The sequence below is a fragment of the Virgibacillus natechei genome (assembly GCF_026013645.1).
In the GTDB taxonomy this organism is placed as follows: domain Bacteria; phylum Bacillota; class Bacilli; order Bacillales; family Amphibacillaceae; genus Virgibacillus_L; species Virgibacillus_L natechei.
Window position 1 is genome coordinate 3,309,010 of the sequence record NZ_CP110224.1, and the last position, 18,610, is coordinate 3,327,619.

Sequence of the window (18,610 nt, forward strand, 5' to 3'; positions counted from 1 at the left end):
CGAGGAGGCTTTACATGAAAAAGTTTATAACCGGCTTAGCCATGCTATTGGTATTCTCTCTTATTTTGGTAGCTTGTAGTAATAATGGTGATGAGGACGACAGCAGTTCAGATACAGCTAACGGAGAAAAAACAGACATCACATTTTGGCATGCGATGAGCGGAAGTAATGGCGAGGCTTTAGAAGACATTGTAGATGGCTTTAATGAACAGTCAGACGATGTCAATGTCGAAGCAATTTATCAAGGAAGCTACGATGACTCGTTAACGCAATTACGAGCAGTAGGTGGTTCAGATGAAGCGCCTGCGATTGTACAGGTATTTGAAATTGGTACCAAGTACATGAGTGAAAGTGGATTTATTACACCCATGCAGGAATTTATTGATGCAGACGACTTCGATACGGATGTTTTAGAACCAAATATTCTCTCTTACTATGAATTAGATGATCAACTGTACTCCATGCCTTTTAACACATCAAATGCGGTTATGTTTTATAATAAAGACATGTTTGATGAGGTTGGATTAGATCCAGAAAATCCACCAAACAGTTTCAGCGAAATGAAAGATGCGTCTGAGCAGATCACGAATAATGCAGATGATGCGTATGGCTTTACAATGGCTACAATTGGATGGTTCTTTGAACAATTGATGGCCAACCAAGGTGCGCTTTATTTAGATAATGATAATGGGCGCTCCGGAGATGCAACAGAGGCGTTGGTCAACGCTGAAGAAGGATTAAATATTTTTAATTGGTTAAATGAAATGAATGAAGCAGGGACATTTACGAACTATGGAAGTAACTGGGAAGATCCCCGTGGTCCTTTCTTTGCTGAACAAGTAGGCATGTACCTTGATTCGACAGCTAATACAGCTGAAGTAATTCAGAATTCACCATTCGAGGTAGGCACAGCATTCTTACCAGTTGCTGACGGGATGGATCCCGAAGGCGTAATTGTAGGTGGGGCATCCTTATGGATAACCAATCAAGTTCCTGATGAAGACCAAGAAGCTGCATGGGAATTTATTAAATATACGACAGAATCAGATGTTCAAGCAGAATGGGCAGCAGCGACAGGTTATTTCCCTATTACGCCAGCAGCATACGATGAACAAACATTGCTTGATGTTTATGAAGAAAATCCACAGTTCACAACTGCTGTCGATCAACTCGAGAGTACCACGCAGGATCCAGCAACTGCAGGAGCTTTAACTGAGGTACTACCTGAAGCCAGAACAATTATTGAAACAGCACTCGGGGAAATGTATGAAGGAAGAGATCCACAAGAAGCTCTTGATGATGCTGCTTCTAAAATTAATGATGCACTAGAGTGAATAGGATGTTTTTCTAACAACTCGAAAATTATAAACGAACGAAAGTCTTGCTGATAACGGTAAGGCTTTCGTGCTTTCTCGAGGTGATCTTGATATGAAAAAAATGCTGCTTACAGTTTTTTTATTAAGCTTTGCTATTGTGGGTTGTACGGATCAAACAACTGTCGATACGGACGAGAACGGGAACGATGAATTAAATAAAGTAGATGCAAATGATGAGGATTTATTGTCCCCAAACACCGTATTGAACATCGCGCATCGCGGCGCTTCAGGTCACGCGCCTGAACACACGATTCCATCTTATGAAACGGCCGAGGAAATGGTTGGTGATTATATCGAGATCGACTTACAGATGACGAATGATGGTGAATTAATTGCCATGCATGATGCCGATGTCTCTCGTACAACGAATGAGGAGGGATTGGTTCATAATTTTTCACTGGATGAAATTAAAGCATTTGATGCAGGTACGTGGTTTAATGAGAAAAATCCTGAACGCGCTCAACCTGTTTTCAGTAATGTATCCATTCCGACATTAGAAGAAATCATAGAAAGATTTGGACCCGATTCCAATTATTATATTGAAACCAAAACACCTGAAAAATATCCTGGGATGATAGAGGAATTAATCTCTCTTTTAGAGAAGCAGCAATTTATCGGTCCAAACGCACGAAAAGGAAAAGTTATTATACAATCATTTAGTGAGGATGGGTTACAAGAAGTCAGTCAATTAGACCCCTCTATCCCCCTCATTCAGTTAATCAGCTATAACGACACTGCTTCTATTACGAATGATCAAATGGAGGAAATAAAAGATTACGCGATTGGTATAGGGGCAAATTATGAGCATTTAACGGAAGAATATGTTGCAAAAGTTCGAGATGCCGGGCTCTTACTGCACGCCTATACTGTAAACGAAGAAGACGATATGAAGCAGCTAATTGAATGGGGAGTGACTGGCATATTTACTGATTATCCAGATCGGTTAAGTGGGGTATTGGATGGGGTTTGATCCTCACTGCGCTAAAGCATTCGACATAAACCGGGAAGTGACAGGCACCGAATTCGATTTGCAGGCTTAAAAAATGCATGAAAATTGCCCCGCGCAGTTGGTCACTGACGCGGGACAATTTCAACATATTATTCTAAATTTGCATGCCGACCGTACATCGTCTCTCCATCCATACCCTTTTTCTCCATAAAGCGTAAAATGGTAGCGTCATAAACAAGTAAGAGCGCTTGCTCGAAAAGGGAGGCCATCGGTTGGATGGAAGTGTTTCCCTTTTCAGATTTAGCTTGGGCAGGTATTTCAACCGTAATATCTGCCATTTTCCCCATCGTTGAATCAGGTGAAACCGTAACGAGCACAACTTTTGCTCCGATTTTTTTTGCCTTTTCAACCATCGGTACAAGGCTTTTTGTTTCACCAGAACCGGAACCTATGATAAAAATATCCTCTGCTTCCAGGTTCGGTGTGACGGTTTCGCCTACGACATACGGATCAAGTCCGACATGCATCATTCGCATCGCAAAGGATTTGGCCATTAAACCGGATCTCCCGGCACCAGTGACGAACACCTTTTTCGCTTCGAGAATGCCATCCACTAGTTGTTCTGTTTCATCGTTCCTAATTAATGCAGTAGTACGCTGTAGTTCTTTCAGGATTTCGTCTGTATAACGCACTGTCTTAGGCTGCATGATTATACCGTCGCTGCATCTTTCATTTGTTTTTGTATTTCAGCAGCTACAGCTTTTTTATCATCCTGATTAGCAATTCCACCACCTACAATAATCAAGTCAGGTTGTGCTTTAATTACTTCAGGAATTGTTTCTAATTTTATACCACCTGCTACGGCAGTCTTTGTGTTTTTAACTACATTTTTAATCGTAGTCAATTGGCTGAATGGCGTAACGCCAACTGCTTGCAAGTCGTATCCTGTGTGGACACAGATATAATCAACACCTAGTGCGTCTACTTCTTTCGCGCGCTGCTCGATGTCTGTAACATTAATCATATCAACAAGAATTTCAGAACCCTGTTTTTTTGCTTCTTCCACAGCACCTTTAATTGTCTCATCATCTGTAGCCCCAAGTACTGTAACAATACTTGCTCCCGCTTGAGATGCATTCATCACTTCGTAACCGCCGGCGTCCATGATCTTCGTATCTGCAAGAACTGCCAAAGATGGAAAAGCATCTTTCATTGCTTTTACCGCATGATGACCTTCTTGATTGATGATCGGTGTGCCGATTTCAACAACATCGATATGCGCTTCTACCTCTTTAACTACCTCAATTGCTTCTGGAATATTAACTAAGTCTAATGCTAATTGTAATTTCATAGATGATATCTCCCTTTCCTTCATTATTTAACCTAAATTTATTGTACTACCTGAGTTATTGAAAAGATAGTACGCACTTTATTCTCACATAGTGCTAAAAAGTATACTGTCAAAACAATACTGGCTTGCAGAGACACTGGAGTTTGCTTCATGTTAAATGATTGAACGAAAAAAACCATGCAGCGTCATTTGCTTTGCATGGTTTGGAAAAATTAGTTGTTCACGGTTATTTCAGCATCCTCGTCCAGTTGTTCCTCAACGAAGGTCTTGTATTCCATTCCCCAACTGTACATAGATTCAAGAATCGGCATTAACGATTTACCACGGTCTGTCAATGAATATTCCACTTTTGGCGGTACAACAGGATACACTTCGCGATGAATAATAAAATCGGATTCAAGTTCACGGAGCTGGTTCACAAGCATACGTTGGGTGATTCCGGGCATCAGCCTTTTCAATGCATTAAATCGCTGCGTCCCCACTTTGCCCAAATGCCATAAAATGAGCATCTTCCATTTACCGCCGATAACAGCAAGCGTTAATTCCTTTTCGCAATTAAATTCTCTTGCACAAATGCGTCCCATCGTTTTCATCCTTTCTTGACAGTATTTTTTTTAAGACTATGTGCTAAAAAGTATGTACTTATAATAAACAATTGTACATGTAACACTAGAAGTTATACAAGTGTGACAATTGGATAATACGATAATACCACCGTCAACATTTATACGGAAAATTCGGTTAACTCCGTTTACCAGTGTATTTGAAAAACATGTGCGCAACTATTAACTGGTATTTAAGACCATAGGAAATTGATAAAACAGCATTCAGAAGATTAAGCTGGGTAGCGTCAACTACCGAGTACTGGCAACTACAGTCCGCTTGAAAGAGCAGCTGGCTTCCCTTGCTGTGCTAACTAAAAGAAGTAATCGCTGATCTTAGTTAGGGAGCGGTTACTTCTTTTTGTTCAGGCAGACGACAATAGTTAGATAATAGAAAGTGTAGAAAAACAGGAGCCTGTTCCTCTGTCCGTAAATGTTATTTATTAACAGCTTTGCATCGGTTTATAAAAAATCGGTTCTCTGCATAAAACAGAAAACCGACTTTTTTCATTTCATTTTCTCCGGCAATGCGTGGATCGATTCAATTAACAGGTTGAGTTTCCCTTCAATGCGATGCAGCAAATAAAATGTCACCGCGATGGGAAATCCGACTTCTGTAAAGAATGATACCCAGGTTTCCATTGGTGGTTCCTCCTTTCTGGTGATTGGTGTGATTTGCTTCAATTGGTGAGACGCTCTTCCGGGTCGAGCGAGAGGTGTCGGCGCTCGAGTGAGGTGCTCCCCTGCTCGAGTAAGAGCTCCTGGCGCTCGAGTGAGCACCATCCCGCTCGCTCGAGCATCAACATACCTAGATCGAGCACCAAAACCCCGAGGACGAGCGCCAGAATCGCTGTCGCTCGGGTAAGGCACTCCCCCGCTCGAGTAAGAGCTCCTGGCGCTCGAATGAGTACCATCCCGCTCGCTCGAGCATCAACATACCTAGATCGAGCACCAAAACCCCGAGGACGAGCGCCAGAATCGCTGTCGCTCGGGTAAGGCACTTCCCCGCTCGAGTGAGAGATCCTGGCGCTCGAATGAGCACCATCCCGCTCGCTCGAGCACCAGCATACCTAGATCGAGCACCAAAACCCCGAGGACGAGCGCCAGAATCGCTGTCGCTCGGGTAAGGCACTCCCCCGCTCGAGTAAGAGCTCCCGGCGCTCGAATGAGCACCATCCCGCTCGCTCGAGCACCAGCTCCACCGGATCGAGCACCAACATCCCAAGAACGAGCACCACCCTCTCCACCACTACGACAGCGCACCAAACTCTCATCTGCCAAAAACAGACCAGTGGGCGAGCCGCTGGTCTGTTCTGCAGGTGACGATTATTATTATAAGCCTAAATCGATATCCTCCACATTGCGTTCTACGATACGGGCGCTGTGTTTTTGGACGATGTCTCCGCCTGTTGATGTGAAGGCATTTTGTGTCAAAATTTCATCCATTGCAGCATGTACTGCTTCCGGATCAGCGGGTTCAACTGGATGATCTAATGAATACGTGACGACTCTTCCGTCTTCGTTAAGAAATTTCAGCTCAATCTTTTTCATGATCTAACCTCCCTCCTTTCTTTATTAAATTTTTCCCTTTAAAAATTAATCTTCGCCCGCGGCCTCTCTAAGTTCGGAGTTATCCCGGCGTTCAATGATATAAAGGGAAAGCTCTTGTAATGCTGAGATTGATTGTGCGATTGTTAACAGTTGTTCAGGCGTTGCTTCCGTTTTGACATTATTGAAGCTTTTGTACTTATAAATCGGATCGCCTGTTATCGTGTCGTTACCTTCGTAAAGGACCAAACGCAGCGTCGAACTGATCATATCTGCTACTGCCATGTTTATCACCTCCTTCACCCATACAATCGAATAGGAAGTGAAGATAGGGGCAAACATAGTAGAAAATTTTCCAAAGAGGGACGAGGGGACAGGAACAGTGTCCCCCATTCATCTGGTTCTGGGACAAGTAACCTGTCCCTCTGTCCCTTCTTCCAAAAATGAGCACATTATCCTATACCTTTTCCTGCATTATCTGTAAAATATGGTATAAGATAATCATGAGGGGTTTATGCAATGGCCAAACAGCGAAAGCACAATCGAATGTTTTCAATCAAAAAAGCACTTTTATATAGTAGTGTGATTCTCATTTTCCTTATTGGAATCGGTGTTGGTTATGCCGTTTATCTCTTTGATCGAACGTCCGATACGATAACCGAATCCCATGAGGAGCTAGGTCGTGAAGATGATCGGTCATCGCTCCGTGACGACATGGTCGATCCAGTGGAGGATAATGTTTCGATCCTTTTTATGGGCGTGGATAGTAGTGAACACCGTGGTAATGATGATCATAGTCTCTCGGACGCGTTGCTGCTCGCGACATTCAATAAAGAGGACAGTAACGTTAAATTATTGAGCATACCCAGAGATTCTTATGTACGTGTACCCGAATTAGGCTATCATACGAAAATTAACCATGCGCATGCGTTCGGTGGACCTAGTGCAACCATTGAAACGGTGGAAGAATTCTTGGAACTTCCTGTGGATTACTTCGTGCGGATGAATTTTGAAGGATTTATCGAAGTGGTTGACTCTTTAGATGGCATACCGTTTGATGTTCCCTATGAATTCACCGAATCGGACTCGAACGATAATAGGGACGCTATTCACTTATATCCTGGTGAGCAAATGTTAAATGGAGAAGAAGCATTGGCACTGGCCCGCACGCGAGATAATGACAATGACATCGAACGCGGGAAGCGACAGCAGGAAATAATGGAATCGATTGCCAAAAAAGCGACATCAGCGTCGTCCGTTCTAAAATTAGACGAATTAATCACAGCAGTCGGCTCCAATATGGCTACCAATTTGAATTTTAGTGAAATACGTAGCTTTTTTTCCTATGGTTTAGATGAACAATTCGCCATTGAAACGGTCAACCTCGAAGGTACTGGTGGCTATATGGAAGACGGCGTCTGGTATTATCAAGTCGATGAAGCAAGCAGGGTGCAAATTCAGGATGAACTTCGTGAGCATTTGAATTTACCTTCCATTAATGGAGTTAATGATTTCGCGGAGGATGAGGTATCCTATTACTAATCAATGGCTAGTGTCCACTAGCCTATTTTTTCATATAAAGGAAATTTATCTAAAGGGGTATCGCAGTGCCAACATATGCAACCCACGTCGCGCGGTCCGAACTACACATTTTTTCATGTAAGGTATAATCTGTTGAAAAATGATAATGTATTAACTCCTATATCATGTTATACTATAAAATAACGAATAATTGGAGGGGCGTCAATGAAGAAAATTATCACATATGGAACCTTTGACTTCATTCATAGGGGTCATATAAATATTCTTCGCCGCGCACAAGATTTGGGTGATCATTTAATTGTCGGCCTTTCTACTGATAAATTTAACATGACTAAAGGAAAACAGGCATATCATAATTATGAAGACAGAAAATTAATAATCGACGCTATTAGCTATGTGGACCAAGTTATCCCTGAATATACTTGGGATCAAAAAATCACAGATGTCATAACCCATGATATCGATACTTTCGTTATGGGTGATGATTGGAAAGGCGAATTCGACTTCTTAAAAGCTTATTGTGAAGTGGTTTACCTCCCTCGAACGAAAGGGATTTCCAGTTCAGCAATAAGAAATAGCAGGTTACATTCACGAAATGATTAATTTTTATTTGAAAATTTGGCTTATCGCCCAATCTTTATGGCGAATAACCTTAGCCCGCAATGATGCAGTAGGAAGCTTTCCTTTCTACTAAATCTATATTTCTTACAAAATTGTAATCTAAATTTAATTTACTATCCTAGCATTTCGTAGTAGAATATAAGTTGGTTTTGCATCTTAACTTTGACCTTATGTGCAAAAAGTGTCATATATTGCAAATTAAAGGAGATATTAGTCATGGATAGGCATAATCCAGAACAAACTCGAACCGTTAAACGAAAACGTAGAAGAAAAATTCGTAAAAGAGCCTTTTTTATTCTCATACCATTAATAGCACTTTTAGGTGTATCCATTTACGGGGGGTACTTATATATTAAAGCAGATTCCGTATTATCCGATTCCTATGAAGATGATGGAAGAGATAAATCCGCTCTAAGAGATGCGCAAGTTGACCCCACCGAGGATAATGTCTCGATCCTCATTATGGGTATTGACGAGAATGATACACGAGACAATGCAGAAAGTGCACTTACCGATGCGCTTATGTTAGCAACACTCAATAAAGAAGACAATACCGTTAATATTGTCAGCATTCCCCGGGATTCTTATGTGCATATTCCAGAAGTTGGCTATGAAGACAAAATAAATCACGCACATTCATTTGGTGGAACAAAAGCAACCGTTGAAACCGTTGAAAATCTACTTGATATCCCAGTTGATTATAACGTCAAAGTGAACTTCAATGGGTTTGTTGAAATAGTTGATGCGCTAGATGGGATTGAAGTAGAAGTACCGTACACGTTCTCCGAATCCAATTCCACGGACCAAGGCGAAGATATTCATCTAGTAGAAGGTGAACAAACCTTAGACGGGGAAGAAGCTCTTGCATTGGCCCGTACAAGAAAGCTAGATAATGATATTGAGCGTGGGAAGAGACAGCAGGACATTATAACAGCCATGATGGATAAAGCAATTTCTGTAAATTCCTTATTAAATTATGGGGATATCCTTGACGCAGTTGGCGATAACATGTCTACGAATCTAACATTCGGTGAAATGAAAAGTTTTATTTCGTACGCAACAAATGATAATGACTTGGATATAGAAACACACACACTAAAAGGAACGGATTACCAACCAGGGTCCACGTATTACTGGCAACTCGATCAATTCGCACTAGGTGAAACCCAGTCCATGTTAAAAAATCATCTGGACATCGCAGAGCCTACAACAGTTGAACAAAAAGAAAGTGAAAATGCATCTGGTTCAGACCCGTATTAATCATTCATTAAAAAACTGCTAGTCCAAATTGGGACTAGCAGTTTTTTGTATTACTTCATTTTATCCAAATTCCTAATTCCTATTAATCTACGGAAACCATCCAGCAATGGTTGACGATTATAAACCGTAACACCGGCAATCTCAGCGATTAACTGGATTCCAATAATGATCACACCAAATATAACGAGCGACGTCAGCAATGTGGCACTGTTAAAGATGATCGCCATGCCGCCGAAGAACACACTGAATGCATAGATGATCAAGACAGACCCTCGATGCGAGTACCCCATATTCATTAGCTGATAATGAATATGCTGCTTGTCCGCTGTAGCAATTCCTTGGTGATTCATCGTACGGCGAATAATGGCCAGTGTCGTATCAAACACAGGAACCGCGATGACGATAATCGGCACAATGAAGCTAAAGAAGGCCACGTTTTTAAACAATCCTAGCATGGCAACAATGGCTATCGAATAACCCAAGAACAATGCACCCGTATCCCCCATGAAAATCTTCGCCGGATGGAAATTATGAAATAGAAACCCAATACAGCTTCCTATTAGAATAATGGATAGATAAACAACGACAATCTGATAATCTATAATTGCCATTGCAAGAATACTAGCCAGCCCAATTGCGGAAACACCAGCAGCTAATCCATCCAGACCATCAATCAAATTAATCGCATTCGAAGCAGCCACAATCCACAGTACCGTAAGAAGAATTCCAAATTCCCCCATATAAACCGTACCCGCAAATGGAATCGTCAAATTTTCAATAACCAGACCTGATGACACAACAACAAGCGCAGCAGCAACTTGTCCAGCAAGCTTGTACAATGCCCTTAGTTCAAACATATCATCCAGCAGACCCGTAAGAACCATTATGAATGCCCCTATAATAATCGCATTCATCTGCTCTTGCATCGGCTGCAAATACATAAACCCGGCAGCAGCACCTATGAAAATAGCTATTCCACCCATACTAGGCTTCTCCCCATTATGGGACTTTCTATTATTATCTGGTTTATCAACCACTTTTAATCTATTTGATAGTTTAATAATGAGCGGAGTAACAAGTAACGTTGCCAGACAAGATATAATAAAAGCGATAACCAACTCACTTATATTCCACATAAACACACCTACTCCATTTTAGTTGAAATCGAATTCACATTCTCATTTATTTTATCATACTTTGGGAAAATGTATATAAGGATGTTGTTGTTCTTTTTACTTTTTTGTGGAGGGTTAAACATTTGGTGGGTGGTTTTGATGGTAAATAAAAAATAGCCTAGTCTCTATAAAAGGGACTAGGCTAGTAGGTATTTTATTACTTATATTGTGGTACATCTAAATACAAATTAGATATTCCTAAATCTTGATATAGATTATACATGGAAAATATTTGTTTTGATGCCCACCCGATATCTGTTGCATATTGGTGTGAAGCTGTCCCATTCGCTGCCATGGCTGCTGGGTTCCAACGCATACTATACAACGTATTTTGACCAGCTTTAATATAGCTATCACCTATAAACTGCGCCCCGCCAACGATGGCTTCATCTGGACTAAACCAGCCTTCTTCATACGCACGAAATGCACCACCTTGATGGGCATTACCATCTACTGCTCCTATACCAAACATATTGTACGTTGTCTCTATGTCTGTCAAATTATCTTTGTTATTTGATGTGACTAAGACTAAGTCACCAGATGGGTTTTTTCCAACTTCAACTCCGTTAGCTAAAGCTGAACCCCCATTCCCTGTTTCTAAACGGGCATGGGATACAAGATACACATCACTAACGCCATGGATACTACCAGCATCAATAAAGGCTTGTCCTTGATTCTCAAGGATTCCTTTACCATTTAAATAAATATCTAACTCTGTTGCAGTAGCATTACTATTTCTAGCAAGATCCAGGAATTGAAATCTTTCCCTCTCATTACTCAAGAAGTTAGTTGGATCTAATTGATACAAGACATCATTCGAACTAGCATTTACCCATTGATGGTTCTCTGTATATTCAATTTGATACCAACCACCGACTTCGTTTAATATAGTAACTTCGGTTCCTTCACTAAGTTGACCAACTTCCCAATAATTTGTACCAGGACCACCTCTTACATTTAAGGTATTAGCAGTAACCTTATTGTTATCGTCAATATATGTTTTGGAAACATATGTATCGTATTCGTTATCTGTTTGAGGATTTGCTCCCATTTGTATTGCTAATGCTTCTTCTAGAGTTAAATCATATTGTGTGGTATTAATTTCTTCAGACCCTACTGCTTCTAGAAGAGTAACGAATGTTATTTCGTCTACGATACCATTTACTTCAAGTCCGTAAGCTTTCTGGAAATCCTCTACAACGCTTACTGTCACACTGCCATAGTACTGACTTGGATCTGACCAATTCGCAAAGCCTAAAGTAGTTAAATCTTCTTTCAGTTTTACGATTGGGTCACCTCTATCTCCACTTTGATATGGTGGTGATAAGATTTCTGCGATTTTATCCCGAGTCGCAGTATCCGCAATACCCGTTACTGGCAAGTCGTAATAGTCTTGGAAATTCTCTACTACGCCTACTGTCACACTTCCATAGTATTGACTTGGACTTGACCAATTCGCAAAGCCTAGGGCTGTTAAATCTTCTTTTAATTCTACGATGTGCTCACCACTATCGCCATCTTGATAATGCGGATCCTGGGTTAGAGCTTCCTCTATTGTCGCTAATGTGTTAGCACCAGCTATACCGTCGACTGTCAAACCGTAAGCTCTCTGGAAATCCTCTATGACGCCTGCTGTTACATTCCCATAGTATTGACTCGGATTAGACCAGCCTGCAAAGCCTAACTCTACCAAGTCTTCCTTCAGTTTTATGACTGGGTCACCTCTATCTCCACTTTGATACGGTGGTGACAGAACGTCTGCAATTTTATCCCGGGTTGCAGTATCCGCAATACCCGTTACTGGCAAGTCGTAATAGTCTTGGAAATCCTCTACTACGCCTACTGTCACACTTCCATAGTATTGACTTGGACTTGACCAATTCGCAAAGCCTAGGGCTGTTAAATCTTCTTTTAATTCTACGATGTGCTCACCACTATCGCCATCTTGATAATGCGGATCCTGGGTTAGAGCTTCCTCTATTGTCGCTAATGTGTTAGCACCAGCTATACCGTCGACTGTCAAACCGTAAGCTCTCTGGAAATCCTCTATGACGCCTGCTGTTACATTCCCATAGTATTGACTCGGATTAGACCAGCCTGCAAAGCCTAACTCTACCAAGTCTTCCTTCAGTTTTATGACTGGGTCACCTCTATCTCCACTTTGATACGGTGGTGACAGAACGTCTGCAATTTTATCCCGGGTTGCAGTATCCGCAATACCCGTTACTGGCAAGTCGTAATAGTCTTGGAAATCCTCTACTACGCCTACTGTCACACTTCCATAGTATTGACTTGGACTTGACCAATTCGCAAAGCCTAGGGCTGTTAAATCTTCTTTTAATTCTACGATGTGCTCACCACTATCGCCATCTTGATAACGCGGATCCTGGGTTAGAGCTTCCTCTATTGTCGCTAATGTGTTAGCACCAGCTATACCGTCGACTGTCAAACCGTAAGCTCTCTGGAAATCCTCTATGACGCCTGCTGTTACATTCCCATAGTATTGACTCGGATTAGACCAGCCTGCAAAGCCTAACTCTACCAAGTCTTCCTTCAGTTTTATGACTGGGTCACCTCTATCTCCACTTTGATACGGTGGTGACAGAACGTCTGCAATTTTATCCCGGGTTGCAGTATCCGCAATACCCGTTACTGGCAAGTCGTAATAGTCTTGGAAATTCTCTACTACGCCTACTGTCACACTTCCATAGTATTGACTTGGACTTGACCAATTCGCAAAACCTAGGGCTGTTAAATCTTCTTTTAATTCTACGATGTGCTCACCACTATCGCCATCTTGATAACGCGGATCCTGGATTAGAGCTTCCTCTATTGTCGCTAATGTGTTAGCACCAGCTATACCGTCGACTGTCAAACCGTAAGCTCTCTGGAAATCCTCTATGACGCCTGCTGTTACATTCCCATAGTATTGACTCGGATTAGACCAGCCTGCAAAGCCTAACTCTACCAAGTCTTCCTTCAGTTTTATGACTGGGTCACCTCTATCTCCACTTTGATACGGTGGTGACAGAACGTCTGCAATTTTATCCCGGGTTGCAGTATCCGCAATACCCGTTACTGGCAAGTCGTAATAGTCTTGGAAATTCTCTACTACGCCTACTGTCACACTTCCATAGTATTGACTTGGACTTGACCAATTCGCAAAACCTAGGGCTGTTAAATCTTCTTTTAATTCTACGATGTGCTTACCACTATCGCCATCTTGATAGAGTGATTTTTCGGCGTTAGTATTCACGCTTCTTACTTCGTTAGCTTGCTCTTCCGAAACTTTAGTCTCTTCATCTACCTTACCATCAGAATCATTGGACTCTCCAGTAGTATCTTCACCTATACTATTTTCTAAGTCTGATGTTGATTTTTCTTCTTGTTCATTACTCTCTACTTCATTTTCCGATGTTTCTTCTTTTTTAGCTTCAACTGAGTCATCTGTTGTGTGATCAGATGTTCTCTCACCTTCTTCTTGACTTACCCCTTCTTCGCCTTCCAATTCCACTTCTGCTTGTTCACCGGTATCTTCTTCTGTGACTCCTATATCGCCTGGTGGAACATCTTCGGTTGCTTCTGCTAAATGTGGACTAAAGTGGAATAGAGAAAATACTAATAAGAGTAGAATAATAGAATTTCTTACCTTCACTTTAGTTTCACCCCCTGTCATTATATTTTATTACTATTATAGTATCGGTTATTACAGAGGTTATTTCAATAGAGTTTGGTAGATTTTACAATTATTTTGCAAATATATGTCTGTTTTTGTCATTTTAATTAAAAATAATAACATTATCTTCATTTTTACAGTTTAATATATTCCTTATGATATAATACCTTAATTTAGGAATAACTAATGTTTAAAATAGATATTACTAGGAAATATTATAAAAGTATTATCTTATATTACCCTGGAGTTAATTAAATTGAGGAGAGTGCGAAATGCTAATTGGCTTTATGAGGAATAACCGTAAACCGTTTCAGATGGTAAGGTTATTAGCAAAATCCAGTAAATATTACAATATTGATATAATATATTTTAGTGTAGCTGATGTAAATATTGAGGATAAAACCATAAATGGAAAAATGCTTATAAATAATAAATGGGTTACTAAAGAGGTTCCGTACCACCATTTATTGATATTTCGCCCTATTGTTTTAAACATGAAAAAGTCTATCAGTTTTTAAAAGAAAACAGCATATTGTCAGTAACAGAAAAAATAGGTACTAAAGATTATGTATATAAAAAAATTAAAGAAGAAGGTGTGTTTTCTCACCTGATCATACCTACAGGTGAATGCTCTGACTTTGATGATTTCCGTTCCTTTCTTCAACAGCATACCCAAGTTATTTTAAAACCAAAGAATGGAGTAAAAGGGAAAAATATATACATGGTTTCTATTACCGAAAAAAGCTATACATTAAGCTATCACCAAAATGAAGAGTATGTTTCTAAAAAAGGACTAAGAGATTTTTTTTATGATTTCATACGTGATAAACAATACATTCAGCAAAAATATATTAATTCCAGAAATAAAGCCGAAGATCCTTTTGACTGCCGTATTCGCCTTGAAAAGAACGGCAAAGGAAGATGGGAAGTAGCTGTATATCTCATTAGGATTGGCACGAATCAAAAGGTTACTTCAAACACTTCCCAGCGGCAGTGTGAGTAAACTAGTGCCGTTCTTAAAAACGAATTTCGGGGACAAGATGCCGTCAATTGAAGCTTCAATCAAACAGGTTGCTAAAACTTTGCCTTATAAATTGGAAAGTATATTCGACCAACAGTTTGGTTCATTAGGGTTGGATATTGGTATTGGTAAAAATGGTGATCTTTATTTATTTGAAGTAGAAACTGGGCCAGGAACTGAATTTGGCACGGGGCAAATTGCAATGATAAAAGCAGACTATTATAAATACATTCGTAATAAATTAGAGAAAAAAGAGAGCATTTATTAAGTAACTTTGACTTCTTAAAAAACAGAGATGAGCCACATGAGAGCCCATCTCTTAAACGTAACTTATTCTATCTTTTCCCTAAATCAAAGGAATGCGCTATTGCATCAGCTGTAATTTCACCAAGCCAATCACGGTAATTATCTTGCTTTAATAAAGTATTTTCTACAGTATTATCTATAAACAAATACTCTAATAAAATAGCAGACATATGAGTGTTTCGTAATACACTGAAGTTAGCTTCTTTCGTTCCTCGATCAGTTACACCTAATTCATTAATTAAATATTGATGCATTTGATTTTGTTTTTCGCTTGTATTACTTGATACACCGCCATTATATATATAACTTTCAAAACCGCTTGCAGATCCATTAAAGGCATTATTATGGATACTGACGAAGTAATCAGCGCCCCAGCCATTAGCCATTTCTGCTCTATCTTCCAGCTCTATAAATGTATCTGTTTCGCGTGAAAGTTTTACATCTACACCTAAGTATTGGTTTTCTAATACATTTGCGGCTTCTAATGCTATGTCAAGGACAACATTTTTCTCTAGTAATCCATACCCTATGCCACCTGAATCACGGCCACCATGGCCTGGATCTAGGAAGATTTTAACTATGTTATCTTCTATAGTATTTAGTGTTGTCTGATCAGCGATCCCCGTCACAGGTAAACCATAGGAAGCTTGAAAATCCTCTACTACGCCTGCTGTCACACTTCCATAGAATTGAGTTGGATTTGACCAATTCGCAAAACCTAATACAGTTAAATCTTCTTTCAATTTTACGACAGAATCACCTTTATCCCCATTTTGATATGGTGGTAGAGCTTCCGCAATTTTATCTAGCGTCGCAGAATCCGCAATACCTGTTACTGACAGATTGTAATAGTCTTGGAAATCCTCTACTACGCCTGCTGTTACGCTGCCATAGTATTGGCTCGGACTAGACCAATTCGCAAAGCCGAGTGCAGTTAAATCTTCTTTTAACTCTACGATATGCTCACCACTATCGCCATCTTGATAACGCGGATCTTGGGATAATGCTTCCTCTATAGTAGTTAATGTATTAGCATCGGCTATACCGTCGACTGTCAGATCATAAGCTTCCTGGAAGTCCTCTACCACGTTAGCTGTTATGCTGCCATAGTATTGACTCGGGGTAGACCAGCTTGCAAAGCCTAACTCTACCAAATCTTCTTTCAGTTTTACAACTGGGGCACCTCTATCTCCACTTTGGTACGGTGGTGACAAAACATCTGCAATTTTATCCCGAGTTGTAGAATCTGCAATACCTGTTATTGGTAGGTTGTAATAATCTTGGAGATCCTCTACAACGTCTGCTGTTATACTGCCATAGTTTTGACTTGGGCTAGACCAATTTGCAAAGCCGAGTGCAGTTAAATCTTCTTTTAACTCTACGATATGCTCACCACTATCGCCATCCTGATAGCGCGGGTCCTGGGTTAGTACTTCCTCTATTTTCGCTAATGTGTTAGCCCCGGCTATACCGTCGACTGTCAAACTGTAAGCTCCTTGGAAATCCTCTACGACGTCTGCTGTTACATTCCCATAGTATTGACTCGGATTAGACCAACTTGCAAAGCCTAGTTCTACCAAGTCTTCTTTCAGTTTTACGACTGGGTCACCTCTATCTCCACTTTGATACGGTGGTGACAGAACGTCTGCAATTTTATCCCGAGTTGTAGAATCTGCAATACCTGTTATTGGTAGGTTGTAATAATCTTGGAGATCCTCTACAACGTCTGCTGTTATACTGCCATAGTATTGGCTCGGACTAGACCAATTCGCAAAGCCGAGTGCAGTTAAATCTTCTTTTAACTCTACGATATGCTCACCACTATCGCCATCTTGATAACGCGGATCTTGGGATAATGCTTCCTCTATAGTAGTTAATGTATTAGCATCGGCTATACCGTCGACTGTCAGATCATAAGCTTCCTGGAAGTCCTCTACCACGTTAGCTGTTATGCTGCCATAGTATTGACTCGGGGTAGACCAGCTTGCAAAGCCTAACTCTACCAAATCTTCTTTCAGTTTTACAACTGGGGCACCTCTATCTCCACTTTGGTACGGTGGTGACAAAACATCTGCAATTTTATCCCGAGTTGTAGAATCTGCAATACCTGTTATTGGTAGGTTGTAATAATCTTGGAGATCCTCTACAACGTCTGCTGTTATACTGCCATAGTTTTGACTTGGGCTAGACCAATTTGCAAAGCCGAGTGCAGTTAAATCTTCTTTTAACTCTACGATATGCTCACCACTATCGCCATCCTGATAGCGCGGGTCCTGGGTTAGTACTTCCTCTATTTTCGCTAATGTGTTAGCCCCGGCTATACCGTCGACTGTCAAACTGTAAGCTCCTTGGAAATCCTCTACGACGTCTGCTGTTACATTCCCATAGTATTGACTCGGATTAGACCAACTTGCAAAGCCTAGTTCTACCAAGTCTTCTTTCAGTTTTACGACTGGGTCACCTCTATCTCCACTTTGATACGGTGGTGACAGAACGTCTGCAATTTTATCCTGGGTTGCAGTATCCGCAATACCTGTTACAGGCAAGTCGTAATAGTCTTGAAAATCCTCTACAACACCTGCTGTTACACTGCCATAGTGTTGGCTTGGACTAGACCAATTTGCAAAGCCTAGTGTAGTTAAGTCTTCTTTTAAATCTAATAAGTGTTGGCCACTATCACCATCTTGATAGAGTGGTGTTCCGGCGTTAATATTGTTTTTCAGGATTCTTGCTTCGTTAGCTTGCCCTTCCGAATCCTCAGTCTCTTCATCTACCCCACTATCAGAATCATTGTGCTCTCCAGTAGTATCTTCATCTGTACTATTTTCTGATTCTGATTTTGGTTTTTCTTCCTGTTCAGTACTTTCTACTTCATTATCCGGTATTTCTTCTTTTTTAGCTTCACCTGATTCACCTGTTGTCTGATCAGATGTTCCTTCACCTTCTAATTCCACTTCTCCTTGTTCACCGGTATTTTCTTCTGTGGCTTCTACATCGCCTGGTGGTACACCCTCGGTTGCTATTGCTACGTGTGGACTAAAGTGGAATAAGGAAAATACTAATAAGAATAGAATCATAGAATTTCTTACCTTCACCTTAGTTTCACCTCCCTATTGTTATATTTTTACTACCATTATAGTATCGGTTATTATACGAGTTAATTCAATAGATTTTGTTGAATCC

Annotated in this window: 14 protein-coding genes and 1 pseudogene; 6 read left to right on the plus strand and 9 right to left on the minus strand. The window is 40.6% G+C overall.

Annotated features, from left to right (window positions below):
* Positions 1 to 14 precede the first annotated feature (14 nt).
* Both OLD84_RS16660 and OLD84_RS16665 read left to right on the plus strand, forming a co-directional pair.
* Positions 15 to 1,334, plus strand: a complete 1,320-nt coding sequence (locus OLD84_RS16660) for an ABC transporter substrate-binding protein (RefSeq protein WP_209462552.1) — start codon at positions 15 to 17, stop codon at positions 1,332 to 1,334.
* Positions 1,335 to 1,428: 94 nt separating this feature from the next.
* Positions 1,429 to 2,346, plus strand: a complete 918-nt coding sequence (locus tag OLD84_RS16665) for a glycerophosphodiester phosphodiesterase (RefSeq protein ID WP_209462553.1) — start codon at positions 1,429 to 1,431, stop codon at positions 2,344 to 2,346.
* Positions 2,347 to 2,474: 128 nt separating this feature from the next.
* Here OLD84_RS16665 and hxlB read toward each other — a convergent pair whose 3' ends face one another.
* The 6 genes from hxlB to OLD84_RS16695 form a co-directional block, all read right to left on the minus strand.
* Complete coding sequence (gene hxlB, locus OLD84_RS16670; RefSeq protein ID WP_209462554.1) at positions 2,475 to 3,032, minus strand: 6-phospho-3-hexuloisomerase; 558 nt, start codon at positions 3,030 to 3,032, stop codon at positions 2,475 to 2,477.
* A 2-nt stretch (positions 3,033 to 3,034) separates the two neighbouring features.
* Positions 3,035 to 3,676, minus strand: a complete 642-nt coding sequence (hxlA, locus tag OLD84_RS16675) for a 3-hexulose-6-phosphate synthase (protein WP_209462555.1) — start codon at positions 3,674 to 3,676, stop codon at positions 3,035 to 3,037.
* Positions 3,677 to 3,888: 212 nt separating this feature from the next.
* The gene (locus OLD84_RS16680) at positions 3,889 to 4,260 is read right to left on the minus strand and encodes a winged helix-turn-helix transcriptional regulator (protein ID WP_209462556.1); all 372 of its coding nucleotides are present in this window, start codon (positions 4,258 to 4,260) and stop codon (positions 3,889 to 3,891) included.
* A gap of 525 nt (positions 4,261 to 4,785) precedes the next feature.
* Entirely contained in the window at positions 4,786 to 4,920 is a 135-nt protein-coding gene (locus OLD84_RS16685; RefSeq protein ID WP_209462557.1) for a YvrJ family protein, read from the minus strand.
* A 690-nt stretch (positions 4,921 to 5,610) separates the two neighbouring features.
* On the minus strand, positions 5,611 to 5,829 hold the full coding sequence (locus OLD84_RS16690; RefSeq protein ID WP_209462558.1) for a DUF2922 domain-containing protein: 219 nt from the start codon (positions 5,827 to 5,829) through the stop codon (positions 5,611 to 5,613).
* 45 nt (positions 5,830 to 5,874) lie between these two features.
* Entirely contained in the window at positions 5,875 to 6,111 is a 237-nt protein-coding gene (locus tag OLD84_RS16695; protein WP_209462559.1) for a DUF1659 domain-containing protein, read from the minus strand.
* Positions 6,112 to 6,345: 234 nt separating this feature from the next.
* On the opposite strand from OLD84_RS16695, the gene OLD84_RS16700 reads away from it, so the two are divergent.
* The 3 genes from OLD84_RS16700 to OLD84_RS16710 all read left to right on the plus strand — a co-directional run bounded on the left by OLD84_RS16700 (position 6,346) and on the right by OLD84_RS16710 (position 9,249).
* Positions 6,346 to 7,368 (plus strand): LCP family protein, encoded by a 1,023-nt coding sequence (locus OLD84_RS16700; RefSeq protein WP_209462560.1) that lies wholly within the window; start codon positions 6,346 to 6,348, stop codon positions 7,366 to 7,368.
* A gap of 204 nt (positions 7,369 to 7,572) precedes the next feature.
* The gene (gene tagD / locus OLD84_RS16705) at positions 7,573 to 7,971 is read left to right on the plus strand and encodes a glycerol-3-phosphate cytidylyltransferase (RefSeq protein WP_209462561.1); all 399 of its coding nucleotides are present in this window, start codon (positions 7,573 to 7,575) and stop codon (positions 7,969 to 7,971) included.
* A 234-nt stretch (positions 7,972 to 8,205) separates the two neighbouring features.
* Positions 8,206 to 9,249, plus strand: a complete 1,044-nt coding sequence (locus tag OLD84_RS16710) for an LCP family protein (RefSeq protein ID WP_209462562.1) — start codon at positions 8,206 to 8,208, stop codon at positions 9,247 to 9,249.
* A gap of 50 nt (positions 9,250 to 9,299) precedes the next feature.
* Here the strand turns inward: OLD84_RS16710 and OLD84_RS16715 are convergent, their stop codons facing one another.
* Positions 9,300 to 10,385 (minus strand): glycosyltransferase family 4 protein, encoded by a 1,086-nt coding sequence (locus OLD84_RS16715; protein ID WP_209462563.1) that lies wholly within the window; start codon positions 10,383 to 10,385, stop codon positions 9,300 to 9,302.
* A 196-nt stretch (positions 10,386 to 10,581) separates the two neighbouring features.
* Positions 10,582 to 14,079 carry a peptidoglycan-binding protein gene (locus tag OLD84_RS16720; RefSeq protein ID WP_264917235.1) on the minus strand — a complete coding sequence of 1,166 codons (3,498 nt, stop codon included), beginning with the start codon at positions 14,077 to 14,079 and terminating at the stop codon, positions 10,582 to 10,584.
* 616 nt (positions 14,080 to 14,695) lie between these two features.
* On the opposite strand from OLD84_RS16720, the pseudogene OLD84_RS19530 reads away from it, so the two are divergent.
* Positions 14,696 to 15,389 (plus strand): annotated as a pseudogene (locus OLD84_RS19530) (YheC/YheD family protein).
* A 67-nt stretch (positions 15,390 to 15,456) separates the two neighbouring features.
* Here OLD84_RS19530 and OLD84_RS16735 read toward each other — a convergent pair.
* A complete protein-coding gene (locus OLD84_RS16735) occupies positions 15,457 to 18,522 on the minus strand; it encodes a peptidoglycan-binding protein (protein ID WP_264917236.1) in 3,066 nt (1,021 codons plus the stop codon).
* Between the last annotated feature and the right edge of the window lie 88 nt (positions 18,523 to 18,610).